This is a genomic window from Neobacillus sp. DZ-9 (assembly GCF_059587065.1).
In genome coordinates, this window is the sequence record NZ_JCAIOL010000004.1 from 548975 (window position 1) to 567434 (window position 18460).

Here is an 18460-nt window from a genome sequence, read left to right on the forward strand (position 1 = left end):
GTACTATTACTTCTTCAATTTAGCCCATGTTGCATCTAAAGCTTTCATCGCTTCTTCTTTAGACTTTTGGCCGCCCACATATGCTTGAAGGGTTGCACCGAATTCTTGACCTGCACCATCAGGATATTTCATAAATTGCCAAGAGTAAGTCTTGCCGTCCTTAGAATATTTCTGAATATCTGCGCCTAGAGGACCAATATCTTCTGCTTTTGCTTCAATTGTTTTAAAGGCAGGGATATATTTGAATTCTTTTACTAATGCCGACTTGCCTTCTTCAGATGAAACCATCCAATTTAAGAAATCTTTTGCTGCTTTTTTGTCTGCATCAGGTGCTTTGTTATAAACTACCCAGTTAGTTGGCACGTCAGCCATAAGCTTATCTGCTTGAGCAGCATCATCTGTAAGAGCCAGTGGAATGAAACCAACTTCCATGCCAGGGTTTAATTTATCAAGCATTGGCTGAATCCAGTTACCTTGTTGGATCATGGCTGTTTCGCCGTTAGCAAATTGGGTAACTTCTGTATTATAGTCTGTTGTTAATGGATTCTTGTTACCGTATTTCACTGTTAAATCAACAAGCTTGAAGTAGTCTTCAAAGTATTTGTTGCCTTCAATTTTAGATTTACCTTCGTTTAACCCAGGGATGAAGTTTTCGTCATCAGCTTGTTCGTAAGCAAAAGGAACGTTCAGTCCATGGTTCGCTAAAACCCACCATTCTGCATAACCGACTGAGAAAGGAGTTATGCCGGCAGCTTTAAGCTTTTTAGAAGCTGCTTCAAGCTCTGAATATGTTTTTGGAAGTTCTGTGATTCCGGCTTTTGCAAATAACTTTTTGTTATAAGCAAAACCATAACCTTCCATGTTAACTGGCTGGCCGTAAATTTTTCCGTCGATAGTCATTGGTTTTAATGCATCTGGATAAGCATCTTTAACCCATGGCTGATCTGATAAATCTTCGAATTTGTCTTTCCATGTCTGAGCTTCTTGGTAGCCGCCGTTACCAAAGATATCAGGTGCTTTGTTAGAGGCAAACTTTGCTTTTAGAGCTGCTGCACCATCTGCACCACCGCCTACTGATTCAATATTAAACGTTACATTTGGATGCTCTTTCGTATATTTATCTGTTAACGCTTTCAATTGATCGGCGATTTCAACCTTTCCGTTAAAGATATCAACAACTACTTTTCCATCTTTGCTGCCGCTGTCTTTTTTAGTTCCGGATGCACTGTCAGAATTACCGCATGCCCCTAAAAGAAGTGATGCCGATAAAATCCCCGCTGCTATTGAATATTTTTTGAAAGCCATTTGGTTTCCCTCCGAAAAATAAATTTTATTTTTATAAATCTCTACTGTCTGAGATTCAGACAGTAGAGGTTGTTACCACTTGAAGAAATTTATTTAATAGAACCGCTAGTGATTCCCTTGATAATGTGTTTTTGCATCGAAAAGAAGAAAATTAACAAAGGTATAATACCAAGAACCAATGCTGCCAGCGCTAAATCCCATTGCTTTGTGTACTGGCCAAAGAAGAAGAAGGTCGCTAAAGGAATCGTTCTTAAACCAGGATCCTGAAGAACCAGGGATGGTAATAGATAGTCATTCCATATCCATAAGCTGTTTAGGATGATAATCGTTACGGTAATCGGTTTTAATAAAGGGAACACGATTCTCCAGAATACTCCAAACCTTGAACAACCGTCGATAATCGCTGCTTCTTCAAGTTCAACCGGAATCCCTTTAATAAATCCGTGGTATAAGAAGATCGTCATCCCAGAGCCAAAACCTAAGTACATGATGACAAGTCCCCAGATGGTATTAAGCATGCCAAGGGTACCAGCTGTTTTGATGAGCGGAATCATAATCGATTGAAAGGGAATTATCATCGCTGCAACAAGGGTCATGAAAATCACATTGCTGATTTTCTTCTTTGTCCGTACCAGCATGTAGGCTGCCATCGAACAAAAGACTACTAGAACGACATTACTCACAACCGTAATAAATACAGAGTTTGTAAATACCCTTAAATAGTCCAATTTTTCAAAGGCATTCACATAGTTATCGAACATGAACACTTTAGGTAAAGCCGATGTATTACTTAAAATCTCCGCAAACGGTTTTAAGGAGTTTGAAATCAAATAATAGAATGGAATTAAGAAGACAAGGCCAAGCAAGATGGCGAAAATTTCGCCGATAAAAGTCTTTCCTGTATACTTGTTTCCCATTATGATTCAACCTCCCTCTTCTTCGAAATGGTTACTTGAAGGATCGTAATCGCTGCAACAACGATGAAGAAAATTAATGCCTTTGCTTCCCCAATACCATAGCGGTTATTGACGAAGGCCTCTGTATAAATGTTTAGTGCTAACATTTCGGTTGATTTGAACGGACCGCCGTTTGTTAATGAAAGGTTCGCGTCAAAAATCTTAAACGATGAAGCAGTGGTTAAAAATAAACAGATCGTAACCGCTGGTGCTACAAGTGGCATCGTGATATGGCGGAGAATCTGCCATCTATTTGCTCCGTCAATTTTCGCCGCTTCGATTAATTCCTGCGGAACGTTTTGCAAGGCAGCTATATAGATGATCATGATATAACCCGCACCCTGCCACACACTAACAATCACAATTCCCCAAAATGCCGTATTAGCATCCCCTAACCATGCTAACTCGAAAAAAGGAATCCCCGTCAACTGTCCGAGAGAAGCAAACCCTTTTACAAAAATAAATTGCCAGATGAATCCAAGTAAAAGGCCGCCAACCATATTTGGCATAAAGAAAACGGTTCGTAAAATGTTTCTTGTTTTTAACATTTGAGTGACTAGCAGTGCTAACCCAAATCCAATAATATTCGTTAAAATAATCGCCACAACTGTATATTTGGTCGTCAGCAGGAAGGACTGTTGGAATTGTTTGTCCTCGGTAAATAAGTATTTAAAATTATCCAATCCAACCCATTTTATATTACCTGTAATCCCATTCCAGTCAGTAAAGGCATAGTAAATACCTGTAAAGAAAGGGATTAAGACAATAATGGCAAAAGCTAAAAAGGCTGGTCCGACAAATAAAGCATATAACCCTGCATCCTTTAGCTTTTTCTTATTTCTTAATGAAACTGATTCCGAAACTTTCGTGTTTGCCTTACTGTTAAAGGCTGCGCCCTTTACGTTTTCTAACTTACTTTCGTTATTCACTGACTGCACCTCCTATAACTTCATTTTAGAGATTCCATAAAATTATGAAACGGCTTACATTGACCACTAGGGTGGAAAATATTGAACAGTCCAAAAATAAGATGAAAATTCCACTATAAAAGATTAAATAGAAGTATGCTAAAATGAGAGCAAATATTTTACTGGAGTCTTAATGAAGCGATCCGCGGGAGGTGGAACAGATAATGCAATGGAGTATCCGTAAAAAGCTTATTGTCACATTAATGGCTGTCATAATTCTCCCATTCGGAATCGCAAATGCATTTACATACAATCAAACAACGAAGTCACTCAATGAACGTTTTGTTTCCACTAATCATGACCTTATTGTAAAAGGAGAGCAAGAACTGTCTACATATTTAGAAGATGTGGCGCAAATGTCAACGGTTCTTTATCGTTACACTCCCTTTATGAATGTAATGAGAGATGGGATTTCTCGAAACTTAACCTATAATCAGGAAGAAGTACGCAGAGCTTTAGCGTATTTATTTAATTCAAGGCCTGAAATTGAACAAATGCATCTTTATATTGATAAGGAAAAAGATTCTTATACCAACTATCACTCTACAATAAGCGGCCGGGGGACCTACGAACATATCTTTTCTCATCCTTATTATGCCCGGTTAAATCGCTTGGGCAGCTTTTCGGTTATTGAGCCGCCACATGAGATTTATAGTTATAATAATATATCCGTTATTCCTAATTCCCAAAAGGTGGATGTATTAAGCTTTCATAATATCCTCCGGGATGTCCCATCGGACAAGTTTTTAGGCTTTTTGTCGATTGATATTAACCTTTCAAAAATTGGTGATATTGCCGGCAGATTATATACGGAAAATACAGAAGACCTTTATATCATGAATGAAAATGGAGTTATTATTTACTCTTCAAATAAAGATGAAATTGGAAAGGAAAATAAAGAAAAGTGGTTTCAGCAAGTAAAAAAGAAACCCAGGGCGGGTAAAAGTCTCGAATGGAAGGATAAACAATTCTCCGGGGTAATCGTTTATGAGAATTTCTCTAACTCCTTTAAGAATTGGTATATAGTTAAACGAATTCCCTATGATGTACTTTATCAAAGTGCCAGACAAACGGCACTCACTAATATTTTGATTGCTTTTATCACGCTTTTTATTGTTTTAATGGCTACATTATTCATTTCCTTTAGGCTTACGGCTCCGATAAAAGTATTAATTGCCAATATGAAAAAAGTAGAGAACGGTGAATTTGAGGCTGACTTTGAATCGCTTGGAAACGATGAAATTGGTATGCTTGGCAGGCACTTCAAATTAATGATTTCCAAAATCAATGAATTGATCGAACGGGAATATAAATTGGAAATTGAAAATAAATCCTCCCAGCTAAGGGTGCTTCAATCACAAATCAATCCGCATTTTTTATATAATGCTTTTCAGTCTATTGGTACCTTAGCACTAAAATTGAAAGCAGTGCCGGTGTATTCCCTGCTAACTTCATTGTCCAATATCATGAGATACAGCATGAACATGAAGGAGGATATTGTTCCGTTTGTTTCCGAGTTAAAGCATGTGAAAGCTTATTTATCCTTACAAAAACAACGATTTGATGAACAATTTGAGTTTAACCTGAGTATCCAGCAGGAAGTAGAAGATATTCCTGTTCCGAAAATGATTTTGCAGCCGATTGTCGAGAACTGTTTTAAGCATGGATTTGACCAGAAGGTTGAAAAAACAATCATTCATATTGAAGGATATTTGCTGAATGATGATTCTGTTTGTATAAAAGTAAAAGATAATGGCATTGGCGTTAATGAAGAGCAGTTAAAAAAGATTAAACATGAATTAGTTCATGGGGTACCAAAAGAAGAAAAGCAAAGAGAAGCAATCGGCTTAAAAAATATTTATGACCGCTTGCAGATTTATTACAATAATAAGGCTACAATGGTCGTTTCCAGTGGTGAAGAACGTGGATTTACAGTTACCATCGAGATTCCAAAGGTAATGTCAAAAGAGGTGGAGCTTCAATGAAAGTCTTAATTGTCGATGACGAAAAACATGTGCGTGATGGTATTAAGCTGCTGGGTGAATGGGAACAGAATGGGATTAACGAAATTTTTGAGGCGGGAAACGGAGAGGAAGCCATTCAGCTGATCCAAACGATTAAGCCTGAGATTATTTTTTCCGATATGAAGATGCCTAAAATGGACGGAACCCAGCTGCTCGAATGGATTAAAGACAATCAGCCAACCAGTAAAACGATTGTGGTAACAGGATATGATGATTACCACTACATGAGAAAAGCGATTCATTTCGGAAGCATGGACTATTTATTAAAGCCGATTGATCCAGAAATCCTAAATCAGACACTGGAAAAAGCGGTAAAAGAATGGAAAAAAGAAGAAGCGGACAGGCAGAGTAAAGAAAGCAGCACGCAATTAATAAATGAAATGAAGCCTGTGTATCGTGATAGAAAGTTAACCCAGCTATTGAATAGCGAAAGCATGAAAGAAAATTTGTATAAAGAATTTGGCTTTCACTTATCGCAAAATTATCTTGTCGCTTTAGTCAGAATTAATGGCAGGACTATTGAGGCATTTCAAGGAGATCGTGATCTAGCCTATTTTACAATCTTAAATGTTATTAATGAAATATTAATGGAACATGAATGCGGAATAGGATTTCGATATTTATCCAATAAGGGTGAAATCGTGATTATCTTCTGGAACAAGTTTGAGCAAATAAACGAACTATCAGTTCAGATATATAAGTCGATAAAAAGTGTCTTGGATATTTCTTGTCCTATTGCGGTTGGAAATCCTGTAAATAAAAGCTTCAAATTGATTGATTCCTATCAGCATGCGAAGCAGGTTTTATTAAATAGTAATATTTTAGATAAAACAAAAAGAGTTCATTGGCAGAATGTTGATCGACCTGATGCTTTACGGAATCTAATGGTCTATTCATCTATTATAGAACTAGCTGTACAAGCTGGTGAAATAGAGGCGTTTGATGACGTAATCAATCAAATCGTCAACGACTATACAGAGAAAGGATATTTATCGTTAAATCAGCTGATGCATTTTGAAAACGAATATTTAGTCATTAGCCGCAAATGGTATAAGACTTATAACCTCCATTTCAAAGCAACAGACAATATTGAGAAACGAGTCGATTTGTTTTTTGACAAAAACGGTTCCTTTCAGTTAGATGAATATATTGAAAGAAAGAAGAGGGAGATTTCTGTTTTCTTAAAAAAAGTTAAAAGGATCACGCAGCAAAAAAATAGTAACATTATTTATGACATCGAAAAATACCTGCAGGCAAACTTCGATCGGGATGTGAAACTGCAGGAGATTTCTGAGCATTTTTATATCAGCCGTGAATATATTTCGAGGAAATTTAAGCAAGAATTTAATGTAAACATCACCGATTACATTGTGAAAATCCGTATGGAGAGGGCAAAATCGCTCCTGAAAAACAGCCAGTTAAAAATCTATGAAATTGCGAACATGATTGGCTACCAGGATGATAAATATTTTCGGAAGGTGTTTAAAAAGGTTGTGGGTGTCACACCGAATGAGTACCGTGCGGAATATGTTAAACAATAGTTTAACGTTAGCGGAAATCGGTAATAATCTGTTTCTCCTCAATTTTTTATTGCAATAGAAAAAGTACGACTTTTTTGTAAATTTATGAATGAGTATTTGACTAGTAATACCTAAAAAAGGGATCCAAAAAGTAAGTACTTTTGGACCCTCTTTTTTTCTTGGCAGACCTTTTCGATTTCTGCTTATTTGGTTTCGCTAATCGTTTTTGTCATTACGTCGATTACGTAGTTCTTTGTATTCTTGGTAATGGACCCGCCGTCTCCTTTAAAGATGGTGGACTTGGTTGTATCAGTTGGTTCAATGTGAACAGGTACTTGTGTCTGTCCTTCTTTTAGAGTAAAGGAATGAGTGAAAATCATATCATTTCCGACCGTCACTTTTTCCCCGTTGATGGTGAGGTCAGCGCCCTTAATGGCATTCCCCTTAACGGTCATAGTTGAACCATTCACCTCGATTTGGCTGACTACTAACGGCTTATCAATCCAGCGTAGGATCGTATCCTGGACAACCATCTTGTTGTTGCCTTGGTTAGTGACGATAATTTTCATATCGGTTCCTTGGGCACCATAGCCGTAATAGCTGATATCGTCATCTGATGAATCAGAAGGGGTATGGTCCGCCAGCCCTTCCTGATCCCAAGAATTGTCCCTCGTATATTTATAGGTTAACTCAGTTCCTTCCTCTAGTTCTACAGTGTATTCCCAATCAGGAGTTACAGCACCGTTGCGGCTCATTTCCCAGGCGCTTGTATTCCAGCCATTTAGGGTGCCTGGTATATTTAATTTTGCCGACAAAGCTGTGTAATCTGGTGCATGCACCTTAAAAGTGACCTGTACCATGACGATTTCCGGCGTCACACTTACCGTGTTCGAATCCACCTTATTTCCAGCCTGATCATAGACGCGAATTTGGTATTTATACGTGGTACCATTTGCTACCTGATAATCACGGAAGGTTATGGTATCGCCGTCCAGTGTTGAAAGAATTTGGCCGTCACGGTAAATGACCGTTTTAAATGGCTTATCTGGCTCAGTGAGTTTCCAATTTAAGTTAACCTGACCGGATTCTTTTATCGGTGTCTCCAGAGTGATATCATTGGCAGGCGGGGTAGTATCTATCGTACTCCGAGAATAGGTCACTTCTCCTGTCGTTGAGTAAACAAAAGTATTTCCTAGATCCGGCGTAAAGGCCATACGGTATTCATATATGCCCGCATCATATGCTGTAAAGCTCCCCTGAAACTCATTTGCTTGGTCGCTCTGGGATTGTCCACTATATTGGGCTGGATAAGAAGACCATGTGGTTTGTCCTTTTAGTCTTACTTGAAGTTCGGCAGTGATTCCTTCTGCTGCACCGGATTCTGTCGCACCTGGCAGGTAAAAAGCGGCATTAACATTAGAAGTCTGTGCCAAATTCAACTCTCCGTTGTCTAATACAGTCAAGTCCTTAACACTGGCTTTACTTACATCATAATGGGGCACCAGTTCAGCTGTGGAAGCAGGTGCAGATTCGTTACCGCTTTTGTCTACGGCTGTTACTTCAAAATAATAAGTGCGACCATTATTTAAATCGGAAATATTCACAGTAGTATCTGTGGTTTCCTTCACTTTTGTCCATAATCCCCCCGCAACAGTAGACTGATAGACATAGAATTTTGTGCCACTTCCTGCCCAGCTTAAAGTAATCCCTTTAGAACCTGCTGTACCAGTTAATTTTTTAACAGATTCTGGTTTTTTCACTTCATTTACGTTGATTAACATTCTTCCTGATTCAGCTGGCACTGTTAATGACATTTTTCCGTCCTTCGTTTCAGCCGCATACTTCGGGTCCAATTGATCCACAAAACGAAGACCATTTCCCAGCAGTGATTTTGTATCGATTTCAACAGTTTGTGCTGCAGTACCTCTGTTAATAATAACAATGCCAGATTTTGATCCTTTTGTCCGGATATAGGCTAACACATCACCCTTTGCGTAGACGTGGTGCAAATCGCCATAGGCGAAAAGGTCAGCATTTTCCTTACGAATTTGACCTATCTTTTGATAGTGTGCAATTAAATCTTTGTTTTCGTTCCCCCACGGATATGTGCGGCGGTCATCTGGATCTTTGGATCCAGTTTGACCTGCTTCGTCGCCATAATAGATGGTCGGCGCTCCGGGGTAACCCATTTGAAGTAGGGATGCCAGCTTTAACCGTTTTACACCTTCATTGTAATTGTAGTTCGGATCCTGTTCTGCTCTGTTATACGTATCAGTGCCGTTGCCCAGAAGAAATATTGCACGTGCCGTGTCATGTGAACCCATCAGGTTCATGAGGGCATAAAAAGCTTCCTTCGGATAGTCCTCCTGTACAGCCATTAGCGCGTTTTGTGCATTAACGGCATTACCGTTCTTTAGGTAATCTAAAATGGCCCCGCGAAAACGGTAATTCATAACGGAATCATATTGATCACCTAAAAAGTACTTGGAGGCATCATCCCAAATTTCTCCCAGTATGAGAGGCTGTTCGCCCTCTTTAAGGGTCTTCCCGGCTCCTGTCATGGTTTTGGATTTCAATTGCTTGCGGAACTCCTGCCAGAATGAGCTGTCCACTTCATTGGCTACATCCAGGCGCCAGCCTGAAGAGCCTCGGTTAATCCATATTTTTCCTACTGAATCCTTTTCATACATTAAATAATTTGACAATGATGAGTTGTTCAGTTCACTTGGATGGTCGACCTTTGTGCCGTTAACGGATTCGAATACAGGGAGACTATCATAGCCCCACCAGCCTTCATACTTATAATGCTCTCCAGATGAAACACCGTTTACTTTTTCATTGGGAACTTTTATGTTTTCTATTTTGAACCAGTTTTCAAAGCCATATGGGCTAAAGGTTTGCCCTTCTGCTATTAGTTGTTCCTTGGCCTTAGACTTAGCAGCCGATTCGGACAAATTTTCTTTATTCATCAAATCGTAAATTCGAGACCAGTATTCATAAGCGCCTACAGTTTGATATTTGTTATAACGGTCAAAATAGATGGAATCGTCGGATACATGATTGAAAACTCCGTCCAAAATAAGGTGCATGTGACGTTTTGATAATTCTTTGGCGAAATCCTCAAATTCTTTTTCGGAGCCAAACATCGGATCCACCTGTTTATAGTCTGTTGCATCATACTTATGGTTGGATGGTGCACTGGCGATTGGATTTAAATAAAGTGTATTGACACCAAGAGATTGCAGATAATTAAGTTTTTCCTTGATACCGGCAATGTCTCCGCCAAAGAAGTCGTTGCTAAATTCTCCATCTCCAGTATAGGAATCGGTGCCTTGTTCAGATGGATTGTCAGGCAGGGAAGACCAGGAAGCGGGATGTTCAATCGGCTGGCTTCCGCGAGCTCCAATCTTGTCCTTTAGCTGGTCATTTGCTTTGTTTCCGTTATAAAAGCGATCAGGAAAGATTTGATAGACAACAGCTTCCTTCATCCAATCCGGTGTTTGATAACCTGGGTCGAAAACTGTCAATTGGAAGAGTCCTGCATTTTTATCTTCAGCTTTACCGGTGTGCCCTTCCTGTGTGTCTTCTCCGTATTCCGCTGTTTTATCTTGGTCTCCGGCGATGAATTTATAGCCGTGAACTCCTTTGTCAGATGGTGTAAAAGTGGTTTCCCAGTACTCAATGGCACCTTTGTCTTTAGTGTCTGCCCAACCAACATTTTTCATAGAAAGGACCTTTGTTGTGCCTGTATTATAATTTTTTACATATAGGCTCGCTTTGGTCAGGTCACCCTTTTTAGCCGATAACCGTAATGTGACCGGTTGTCTTGCAGGAACCGCTCCAAAAGGTGAACGGTAAACTTGATCCCATGAATCATGATATAGAGCATTTTTATCAATCAATCCATCAGCTCCAGTAGGTTTATAATCTGTAGAAACTTCTTTTGTTTGGTTGTTATAGAAAAATGTGATTGTCGTTTCAGAAAGTACATTCAGCTTTACATTGGAAGCAGGGTAAGACTCTGTCCAGTCCTTACCCAAGACAACTTTGTATTCGTAGTTTCCTTTTGGAACCTTTGCAGTAAAGGAATAGACGTTGTTAAAGTGGGTGTCCTCCATCAACGCTGTTGAATCTGACGGGCTCCATGCAGGCCCTGCCTGAATTGCAGGTTGAATGGTTCCCGCTAGACGTGGCTGCTTGTCTCCTGACAAGAGTGTATAGTGGGTACTATCAGCAATGGCGTGGGTATTGTCATTGTAGTAGAAGGTGACTTCTTTTTGTTCGGTCAGAGTTAGTTTTATGTTAGCCCCATCAGGCACTCCTTCTGCTCCGTAATTTTCGGACCAGCTTCCTCCCAGGGCAATTTTGTATTCATAATCACCTGCAGGCAATGTGCCAGAAAAAGAATACAACCCATTTCCCTTGGAGGTCATTTGTGTTTTAGTGGAAGCTGGTTCCCAATCTCCTAAACTTCCTAACTCTGTTTGCAGGCTGCCAACGAGTACAACTTGCTTTGGCGTTGTTTCTGCAGCTTTTGCTGTTTGACTCATCGCAAGCCCAGAAAACAATTGAAGAATTAACCCCACTGCGGTAACAAGTGACAGAAGTGCTTTGTGCTTTCTTTTCATGTAAAATCTCCTTTCCCTTACTCTATTAATCTAAAAATCGTTTGCATGAAATTGCACAAAAAAACATATGTAAGAAGCTTAGGGGACAAGTTGTTTGTGCAAACGTTTGCGCAAACGTTTGCGCAAACGATTTCAAAATTTATTATATCTATTTCTTAATACAAATCAATAGGAAATCGGTAATAAAATCGAAATTTTCTGAAATATTTTTAAGGAAATTTTGATTTTACCCTTTACCAGAAGGAATTATCACTTCAATAATTCATAATTGAAGTGTCTTTATTTTTAGCTGTATAAATGATTGTCTACACTTTATAATAAAGATAGTTTGCGCAACCGTTTTCTTAATGGAGAGGAGGGAAGAAATGTCCGTTACTATTAAGGATGTGGCAAAGCTTGCAGAGGTCGCTCCATCAACTGTTTCAAGAGTAATTGCCAATAATTCAAGAATTAGTGAAGAAACGAAACGTAAGGTTAAAAAGGCAATGAAACAGCTAGGGTATCATCCTAACCAAAATGCCAGAAGTCTTGCAAGTCAGTCAACACAAACAATAGGTCTTGTCTTGCCAAGCTCTAGTGATGTGGTGTTTCAGAATCCTTTTTTTCCAATGGTGTTACAGGGAATCAGTGAAGGATCCCATAAAAATAAATATGCCATGCATTTGACGTCTGGAAAATCAGACGCGGAAATATTTGAGGCAGTTGTCCGCATGGTTCAAGGAAAACGAGTAGATGGCATTATTCTTCTTAATTCCAAGGTGGAGGATAAAGTCATCTCGTACTTAAGAGGAATGGTATTTCCTTTTGTCGTTATTGGAAAACCTTTTAAGGATGCGGAAGAAATCACACATGTTGATAATGATAATGTTCGGGCAATGAGAGAAACTACTGAATACTTAATAGACTATGGGCATCGAAAAATCGCTTTTATTGGAGGGAGTCTAGAACTAATGGTCACTGTTGACCGTTTGAATGGGTATAAGCAGGCTTTAAATAACGCAAACATTCCCATTAAAAATGAATATATCCTTCATGGGGAATTCCTGCGCGAGGGCGGTCAAGAAGCGGTGAGTGAGTTAATGGCACTTGAACAACGCCCAACTGCGCTTGTTGTTGTTGACGACCTAATGGCACTAGGCGTCCTAAGCACGTTAGATGAACTGGGGGTCAAGGTTCCGGAAGAGATTTCTGCTGTTAGCTTTAATAACGTCCTCTTATCAGAAATGTCAAAACCACCCTTAACATCAATGGATATTAATATTTTTGATCTTGGATATCAAGCAACAAGGAGTTTAATTGAAATAATTGAAAATAGGACAGAACCAACCAAGCGCATAGTCATTCCTCATAAATTGGTTGAACGTCAATCATGCAGTCAACAAGTTTACCATTAGATGAATAAAATGCAGATGGTTTCGAGAATCTTTAAAAGATTCCACGCTAAACCGTCTGCTTTTCATATAAAAATTATGGTTTCAACTATAAATCGTTAATCAAAGGTTATTTAGGCATCTTAATAAGAAATATTATCCTTTACGTCTGTACGCACCTGGAGCAATCCCGTATTTCTTTTTAAATACCTTATGAAAATAAGGATAGCTGCCAAAACCGCAATCTACTGCAATCTGCTCAAGTGAAATGGAAGTGTATTTCATTCGCTCCATTGCAGCAGAAAGCCGGATTTCCTGAGCGTATTCCATCATCGTTTTCCCAAAGCTACTTTTAAAGAGATGGACCGACCGTGAGACACTAAGACCGGTATACTGCGCTACATCCTCGATTTTAAAGGTGGTTGTGGCATGCTCTTCAATGTATCGCATCATCCGTGTTACCGTGTACGGATGACTAAAGGATTGAACCGTTTCGTTAACAGCCCGTTCCAAAGATAAACAAAGTGCTCGCAGTAAATAGCTGACGAGTTCCTCGTTTTGGATTGATGCTGGTCGCCGTTTTTCGATCATGATATGGCGCCATAAAGACACCACCCTTTCATCCAGGTCAATTCGGGATACAGCTGGCTTTTCAGATCGGCTCCACCATTCGTCCACCCAGGCCCCTTCACACACTAAGTGATAGTCCCCGCTGTTTTGCCCCGCTTTGACAAGCAGTTCATAATGATCTCCGGGTTTTATTAACATCAGGTCCCCTTTTTCTATTTTCATATTTTTTCCCTTAACGACTACCTCACAGTGTCCTTCTGTTTGAAGTCGGAAAAGATACGACGGATAACCTGATTTATGTTGTGAGTGATAACCATTAATATGATACGAATAACCGCAAAAATATATATTTGTCATCATAAGCCCCTTTAGTCTAATAAAATAGCAAAATAGTATATGTTTTAATTATATCATCTATGTTTATTTGCAGACACACCCTATAAGATGTAATCAAATAAGTAAGGTTTGAAAATGGGAGGTAAGGATGAAAAACATTCCAATAGCTGTACAACTGTATACTTTACGAGAAGAATGCGAAAAGGATTTTGCAGGCACTTTAAAAAAAGTGGCAGCGTTAGGCTTTCATGGTGTTGAATTTGCCGGATATGGCGGATTGACCACAAAAGATGTAAGAGCATTAATAGATGACCTTGGTCTTCTCGCAGCAGCCAGCCATGTGCCGCTTGAACAATTGGAAAACAATCTGTATCAAGTCATTGAAGATCAGAAAATCCTAGGCAGCAACTATCTAGTCTGCCCTTACTTAATGCCAGAACGACGCAGCAAGGAAGATTACCAAAATCTCATATCGTTATTAAATCATGCTGGTGAAACATGCCGCCGAGAAGGTATCACTCTTTGCTATCATAATCATGATTTTGAACTAGAGCGCTTGTCCAATGGCAGAACGTACCTTGAAGCAATATTTGATAAAACTAACGCTCATAATCTGAAGGCAGAACTAGACGTGTATTGGTTGACCAAAGCAGACGAAAAGCCAATTGAATGGATGGAGCGTTACAAAAATCGAGTCCCCCTCATTCATTTAAAAGACATGACAACAGATGGAGAGCAATTTTTTGCAGAGCTTGGAACAGGCGGGGTTGATATCGAAGCCATTCTTCAAAAGGGGGAAGAAGCAGGTGTTAAGTGGTGGGTGGTTGAGCAAGATGTAAGCCGCCGGACGTCATTTGAGAGTATTGAAATCAGCATGAATTACTTAAAATCGTTTTATAAATCTTTCTAGTTCAATATATTCCACCCCAAAAGTCAATGTAAGCCGTTTCATTAAATCTCATATTCTATAAAATTGTAGGTAAAGTGAAAATAAAAGGAGAGTTAGGTCATGTTGAAAGTAACAGTATGGAATGAAAACCGTCACGAGCAAAAAAATCCGGTTGTAAGGGATATCTACCCAAAAGGCATCCACGGGACAATCGCTGAATTTCTAAAAACGGAAGGATTCGACACAAGAACAGCTACCCTTGATGAGCCGGAACATGGCTTAACAGATGAAATACTAGCAGACACGGATGTATTAGTTTGGTGGGGACATCTCGCTCATGGTGAAGTAAAGGATGAAATTGTGCAAAAGGTCCAGCAGCGAGTTCTTGATGGCATGGGGCTGATTGTTCTTCACTCAGGCCATTTTTCAAAAATCTTTAAGACGTTAATGGGAACAAGCTGTGATTTGAAGTGGCGCGAAGCAGATGAAAAAGAACGATTATGGGTTGTAAGCCCTGCTCATCCGATTACAGAAGGAATCTCTGAATATATTGAATTGGAAAAAGAAGAAATGTACGGGGAGCATTTTGATATCCCGCAGCCTGATGAGCTTATTTTTACAAGCTGGTTCGAAGGCGGGGAAGTATTCCGCAGTGGAATCACCTACAAGCGCGGAAACGGAAAGGTATTTTACTTCCGCCCTGGTCATGAAACATATCCGACCTATCATAACAAAGACATTCAACGTGTAATAATTAATGCGGTGAAATGGGCAAAGCCTGTTAAACGAGAACGCCCAGTCTACGGAAATGCGAAGCCATTAGAAGAACTTAAGGGAGGAAAATAATCATGGAAAAGCTAAAAGTTGGAGTCATCGGATGCGGCAGTATTGCTCAACACCGTCATCTACCAGAATATACAGCTAATAAAAATGTAGAGCTTGTGGCGGTTTGTGATATTAATGAAGAACGCGCTTCAGAAGTTGCGGAGAAATACGGTGTTAAAGCTTTTACAAGTTATGAAGAGTTATTGAGAAGTGGTACGGTAGATGTTGTCAGCGTTTGTACACCAAACTATCTTCATGCTCCGATTTCGATTGCAGCATTAGAGGCAGGTATTCACGTGTTATGTGAAAAACCAATGGCAACCTCGAAACAAGAAGCAGAGGCGATGACCGCAGCAGCTGAGAAAAGCGGCAAAAAATTAATGATTGCCCATAATCAGCGCTTTGTCCCTTCTCATCAAAAAGCTCGCCAGTTAATTGCCAGCGGAGAAGTCGGCAAAATTTACAGCTTCCGTACCGCGTTTGGTCATGGCGGTCCTGAAGGCTGGAGTGTCGAAGGAAAAGAAGGCTGGTTTTTCCAAAAAGAAAAAGCATTTGTGGGGGCAATGGGTGATTTAGGTGTCCATAAGACGGATTTACTACGATATATTTTAGGAGAAGAAATCGTTGAGGTTGGCGCCTTTGTTGAAACAAGCGCTAAGGATTTTGCGGATGTTGATGATAATGCAGTTTGTGTTCTAAAAACAGAGAGCGGCATCATTGGTACTCTTGCCGCAAGCTGGGCTTATGTAAGCAAAGAAGATAATTCTACTATTATCTATGGAGAAAAGGCGATTCTTCGTTTAGAAGATGACCCAACCAATTCCCTAGTTGTTCAATATCTGAACGGTGAAGTGGTTAAATATGAGCTTGGAAAAATCCAATCGAATGATGAGGGCGGTCAACAAAATTCTCATGTGATTGAAAAGTTTGTGGATTCTGTTCTTCATGATCAAGAACCGCCTGTACCAGGTGAAGAGGGCATGAAATCACTGGAAGTTATTTTAGCAGCCCTTCAATCAAATGAAACAAAGCAAATTGTAAGAGTGACAGAGCGATGAAAAAACTTCGTATCGGGATTATCGGTGTAGGGGGCATTGCCCAGGACCGCCATATCCCGGCCTTTCTAGAGTTGAGTGATATATGTGAAATTACGGCTTTGAGTGATGTAAATAGAGAGCGGGCTCGCGAGGCTGCTGAAAAATATCAAATCCAGTATGTGTTTGATGATTATCATCAGCTATTTACCGAGGTGGATGCCGTTAGTATCTGTACGCCAAATAAATTCCATGCTGAGATTACTATTGCTGCCCTTCAGGCCGGAGTTCATGTTCTTTGTGAGAAGCCGATGGCGTTGAACTCGGAAGAGTGTGAGGCGATGATTGCCGCTTCCAAAAAAGCAGGAAAAGTCCTGGCGATTGCTTATCATTACCGTTTCATGAAGGAAGCTCAAGCAGCAAAAAAAGCGATGAGCGAAGTGGGAACCCCACTGGTGACAAGAGTCCAAGCTTTAAGGCGCCGTAAAGTACCAGGCTGGGGCGTTTTTACCAATAAAGACCTTCAAGGCGGCGGAAGCCTCATCGATTTTGGCTGCCATCTCCTTGATTTAGCGTTGTGGCTAATGGGGAATCCAAAGGAAATTGCGGTGTTAGGCACCACCTATAACGCGTTAAGTAAAATCCCGAGTCAAGTGAATCAATGGGGTACGTTTGATCATAAAACTTTTAATGTCGATGACCATGTCACTGCCTATATTAAATTTGAAAATGGGGCATCGATGTTGTTTGAAACGTCATGGGCTGCGAATATCAAGGAAGACCAGGCGAATGTTAGCATTTCAGGAGTAGATGGCGGTTTGAACATCTTCCCGTTAGAGCTTTACACAACAAAGAACGGAATGCTGGTAAACAGTGAGGTCGCCTGGCTTCCAGGAGAGGAAGATCCGGGTGTGCCGCAGGCGAAGAATTTTATCGATGCATGTCTAGGTGTGGATGAGCTGGTGGTAAAGCCGGAGGAAGCACTTCAAGTCTCACAAATTATTGATCGAATCTATGAGAGTGGAGGAAATTCATTATGAAACTAGGTGTTTTTACTGTTTTATTTGCGGATAAATCATTTGAAGATATGTTGGATACTGTAAAAGAAGCAGGACTACAAGCAGTAGAAATTGGAACTGGCTGCTACCCTGGGAATAGCCATTGTGATTTAGATGCATTATTAGAAAGTGAAGAAGCACGCCGGGAGTACATTCAAAAGGTGGAGCAGCGCGGCCTCGTCATTAGCGCCTTCAGCTGTCATGGCAATCCGATTTCTCCTGAAAACGAATTTGCCTCTCAGTCTCACGATACCCTTTTGAAAACGATTAAGCTTGCATCATTATTAGGTGTGCCGGTGGTCAATTGTTTTTCCGGTACGGCGGGTGATCATGAAGGAGCGAAATATCCTAACTGGCCGGTTACACCTTGGCCTAACGAATACGGTGACGTGTTAAAGTGGCAGTGGGAAGAAAAGCTGATTCCTTACTGGAAGGAAGTCGGTGGGTATGCAAAAGAGCATAATGTAAAAATCGGTCTTGAGCTTCACGGTGGATTTTTAGTTCATACACCATATACGTTGTTGAAATTACGCGAGGAAACCTGTGACGCCATTGGAGCCAATTTAGACCCAAGCCATTTATGGTGGCAGGGAATCGACCCGGTCGCGGCAATTAAAATTTTGGCCAAGGAAGGGGCGATTCACCATTTCCATGCGAAAGACACATACATTGATCAGGAAAATGTGAATATGTATGGATTAACGGATATGCAGCCATATGGGGAAGTGCGCACGCGTGCCTGGACGTTCCGTTCGGTTGGCTGCGGTCATAGTTTAAAAGAATGGTCTGACATGATGAGCGCCCTACGTACCTATGGTTATGACTATGTGGTCAGCATCGAGCATGAAGACCCAATCATGTCGATTGATGAAGGCTTTAGACGTGCGGTTGTTAATTTGAAATCCGTATTGATTGAGGACCCGGTTTCGCAGATGTGGTGGGTGTAGCGAGGAAACTTCAGAGTTAATTTTTTCAAA

The 18460-nt window shown here is 40.2% G+C and carries 13 protein-coding genes; 8 read left to right on the forward strand and 5 right to left on the reverse strand.

Features of this window, described 5'->3' with window-relative positions:
- Window positions 1-6 precede the first annotated feature (6 nt).
- The 3 genes from AC59HZ_RS14510 to AC59HZ_RS14520 all read right to left on the reverse strand — a co-directional run bounded on the left by AC59HZ_RS14510 (window position 7) and on the right by AC59HZ_RS14520 (window position 3190).
- Window positions 7-1305 carry an ABC transporter substrate-binding protein gene (locus AC59HZ_RS14510; RefSeq protein ID WP_496546514.1) on the reverse strand — a complete coding sequence of 433 codons (1299 nt, stop codon included), beginning with the start codon at window positions 1303-1305 and terminating at the stop codon, window positions 7-9.
- Between the two features lie 89 nt (window positions 1306-1394).
- Entirely contained in the window at window positions 1395-2222 is an 828-nt protein-coding gene (locus AC59HZ_RS14515) for a carbohydrate ABC transporter permease (protein WP_430064379.1), read from the reverse strand.
- Window positions 2222-3190: a carbohydrate ABC transporter permease gene (locus tag AC59HZ_RS14520; protein WP_496546515.1), complete on the reverse strand. Its 969-nt coding sequence runs from the start codon at window positions 3188-3190 to the stop codon at window positions 2222-2224. The genes AC59HZ_RS14515 and AC59HZ_RS14520 overlap by 1 nt, the downstream gene beginning before the upstream one ends.
- A gap of 203 nt (window positions 3191-3393) precedes the next feature.
- On the opposite strand from AC59HZ_RS14520, the gene AC59HZ_RS14525 reads away from it, so the two are divergent.
- Entirely contained in the window at window positions 3394-5214 is a 1821-nt protein-coding gene (locus AC59HZ_RS14525) for a sensor histidine kinase (protein WP_496546516.1), read from the forward strand.
- The gene (locus AC59HZ_RS14530; RefSeq protein WP_496546517.1) at window positions 5211-6794 is read left to right on the forward strand and encodes a response regulator; all 1584 of its coding nucleotides are present in this window, start codon (window positions 5211-5213) and stop codon (window positions 6792-6794) included. Before AC59HZ_RS14525 ends, AC59HZ_RS14530 begins: the two co-directional genes overlap by 4 nt.
- Window positions 6795-6976: 182 nt before the next feature.
- On the opposite strand, the gene AC59HZ_RS14535 is transcribed toward AC59HZ_RS14530, so the two are convergent.
- The gene (locus AC59HZ_RS14535; RefSeq protein ID WP_496546518.1) at window positions 6977-11401 is read right to left on the reverse strand and encodes a pullulanase X25 domain-containing protein; all 4425 of its coding nucleotides are present in this window, start codon (window positions 11399-11401) and stop codon (window positions 6977-6979) included.
- A 365-nt stretch (window positions 11402-11766) separates the two neighbouring features.
- Between AC59HZ_RS14535 and AC59HZ_RS14540 the strand changes: the two genes are divergently transcribed.
- Entirely contained in the window at window positions 11767-12795 is a 1029-nt protein-coding gene (locus tag AC59HZ_RS14540; RefSeq protein WP_496546519.1) for a LacI family DNA-binding transcriptional regulator, read from the forward strand.
- Between the two features lie 132 nt (window positions 12796-12927).
- On the opposite strand, the gene AC59HZ_RS14545 is transcribed toward AC59HZ_RS14540, so the two are convergent.
- A complete protein-coding gene (locus AC59HZ_RS14545; RefSeq protein ID WP_496546520.1) occupies window positions 12928-13701 on the reverse strand; it encodes an AraC family transcriptional regulator in 774 nt (257 codons plus the stop codon).
- 124 nt (window positions 13702-13825) lie between these two features.
- On the opposite strand from AC59HZ_RS14545, the gene AC59HZ_RS14550 reads away from it, so the two are divergent.
- From AC59HZ_RS14550 to AC59HZ_RS14570, 5 genes are all read left to right on the forward strand, one after another.
- A complete protein-coding gene (locus tag AC59HZ_RS14550) occupies window positions 13826-14587 on the forward strand; it encodes a sugar phosphate isomerase/epimerase family protein (protein ID WP_496546521.1) in 762 nt (253 codons plus the stop codon).
- A gap of 99 nt (window positions 14588-14686) precedes the next feature.
- On the forward strand, window positions 14687-15412 hold the full coding sequence (locus AC59HZ_RS14555) for a ThuA domain-containing protein (protein ID WP_496546522.1): 726 nt from the start codon (window positions 14687-14689) through the stop codon (window positions 15410-15412).
- A gap of 2 nt (window positions 15413-15414) precedes the next feature.
- Window positions 15415-16449: a Gfo/Idh/MocA family protein gene (locus AC59HZ_RS14560; RefSeq protein WP_496546523.1), complete on the forward strand. Its 1035-nt coding sequence runs from the start codon at window positions 15415-15417 to the stop codon at window positions 16447-16449.
- The gene (locus AC59HZ_RS14565; RefSeq protein WP_496546524.1) at window positions 16446-17465 is read left to right on the forward strand and encodes a Gfo/Idh/MocA family protein; all 1020 of its coding nucleotides are present in this window, start codon (window positions 16446-16448) and stop codon (window positions 17463-17465) included. The genes AC59HZ_RS14560 and AC59HZ_RS14565 overlap by 4 nt, the downstream gene beginning before the upstream one ends.
- Window positions 17462-18430: a sugar phosphate isomerase/epimerase family protein gene (locus tag AC59HZ_RS14570; protein WP_496546525.1), complete on the forward strand. Its 969-nt coding sequence runs from the start codon at window positions 17462-17464 to the stop codon at window positions 18428-18430. The genes AC59HZ_RS14565 and AC59HZ_RS14570 overlap by 4 nt, the downstream gene beginning before the upstream one ends.
- Window positions 18431-18460: the final 30 nt, after the last annotated feature.

Bases quoted from the DNA above. Each gene is read 5' to 3' on its own strand.
- AC59HZ_RS14570 (WP_496546525.1), top strand. From the start codon at position 17,462: ATGAAACTAGGTGTTTTTACTGTTTTATTTGCGGATAAATCATTTGAA.
- AC59HZ_RS14540 (WP_496546519.1), top strand. From the start codon at position 11,767: ATGTCCGTTACTATTAAGGATGTGGCAAAGCTTGCAGAGGTCGCTCCA.
- AC59HZ_RS14535 (WP_496546518.1), bottom strand. From the start codon at position 11,401: ATGAAAAGAAAGCACAAAGCACTTCTGTCACTTGTTACCGCAGTGGGG.
- AC59HZ_RS14530 (WP_496546517.1), top strand. From the start codon at position 5,211: ATGAAAGTCTTAATTGTCGATGACGAAAAACATGTGCGTGATGGTATT.
- AC59HZ_RS14565 (WP_496546524.1), top strand. From the start codon at position 16,446: ATGAAAAAACTTCGTATCGGGATTATCGGTGTAGGGGGCATTGCCCAG.
- AC59HZ_RS14550 (WP_496546521.1), top strand. From the start codon at position 13,826: ATGAAAAACATTCCAATAGCTGTACAACTGTATACTTTACGAGAAGAA.
- AC59HZ_RS14555 (WP_496546522.1), top strand. From the start codon at position 14,687: ATGTTGAAAGTAACAGTATGGAATGAAAACCGTCACGAGCAAAAAAAT.
- AC59HZ_RS14525 (WP_496546516.1), top strand. From the start codon at position 3,394: ATGCAATGGAGTATCCGTAAAAAGCTTATTGTCACATTAATGGCTGTC.
- AC59HZ_RS14515 (WP_430064379.1), bottom strand. From the start codon at position 2,222: ATGGGAAACAAGTATACAGGAAAGACTTTTATCGGCGAAATTTTCGCC.
- AC59HZ_RS14545 (WP_496546520.1), bottom strand. From the start codon at position 13,701: ATGATGACAAATATATATTTTTGCGGTTATTCGTATCATATTAATGGT.
- AC59HZ_RS14510 (WP_496546514.1), bottom strand. From the start codon at position 1,305: ATGGCTTTCAAAAAATATTCAATAGCAGCGGGGATTTTATCGGCATCA.
- AC59HZ_RS14560 (WP_496546523.1), top strand. From the start codon at position 15,415: ATGGAAAAGCTAAAAGTTGGAGTCATCGGATGCGGCAGTATTGCTCAA.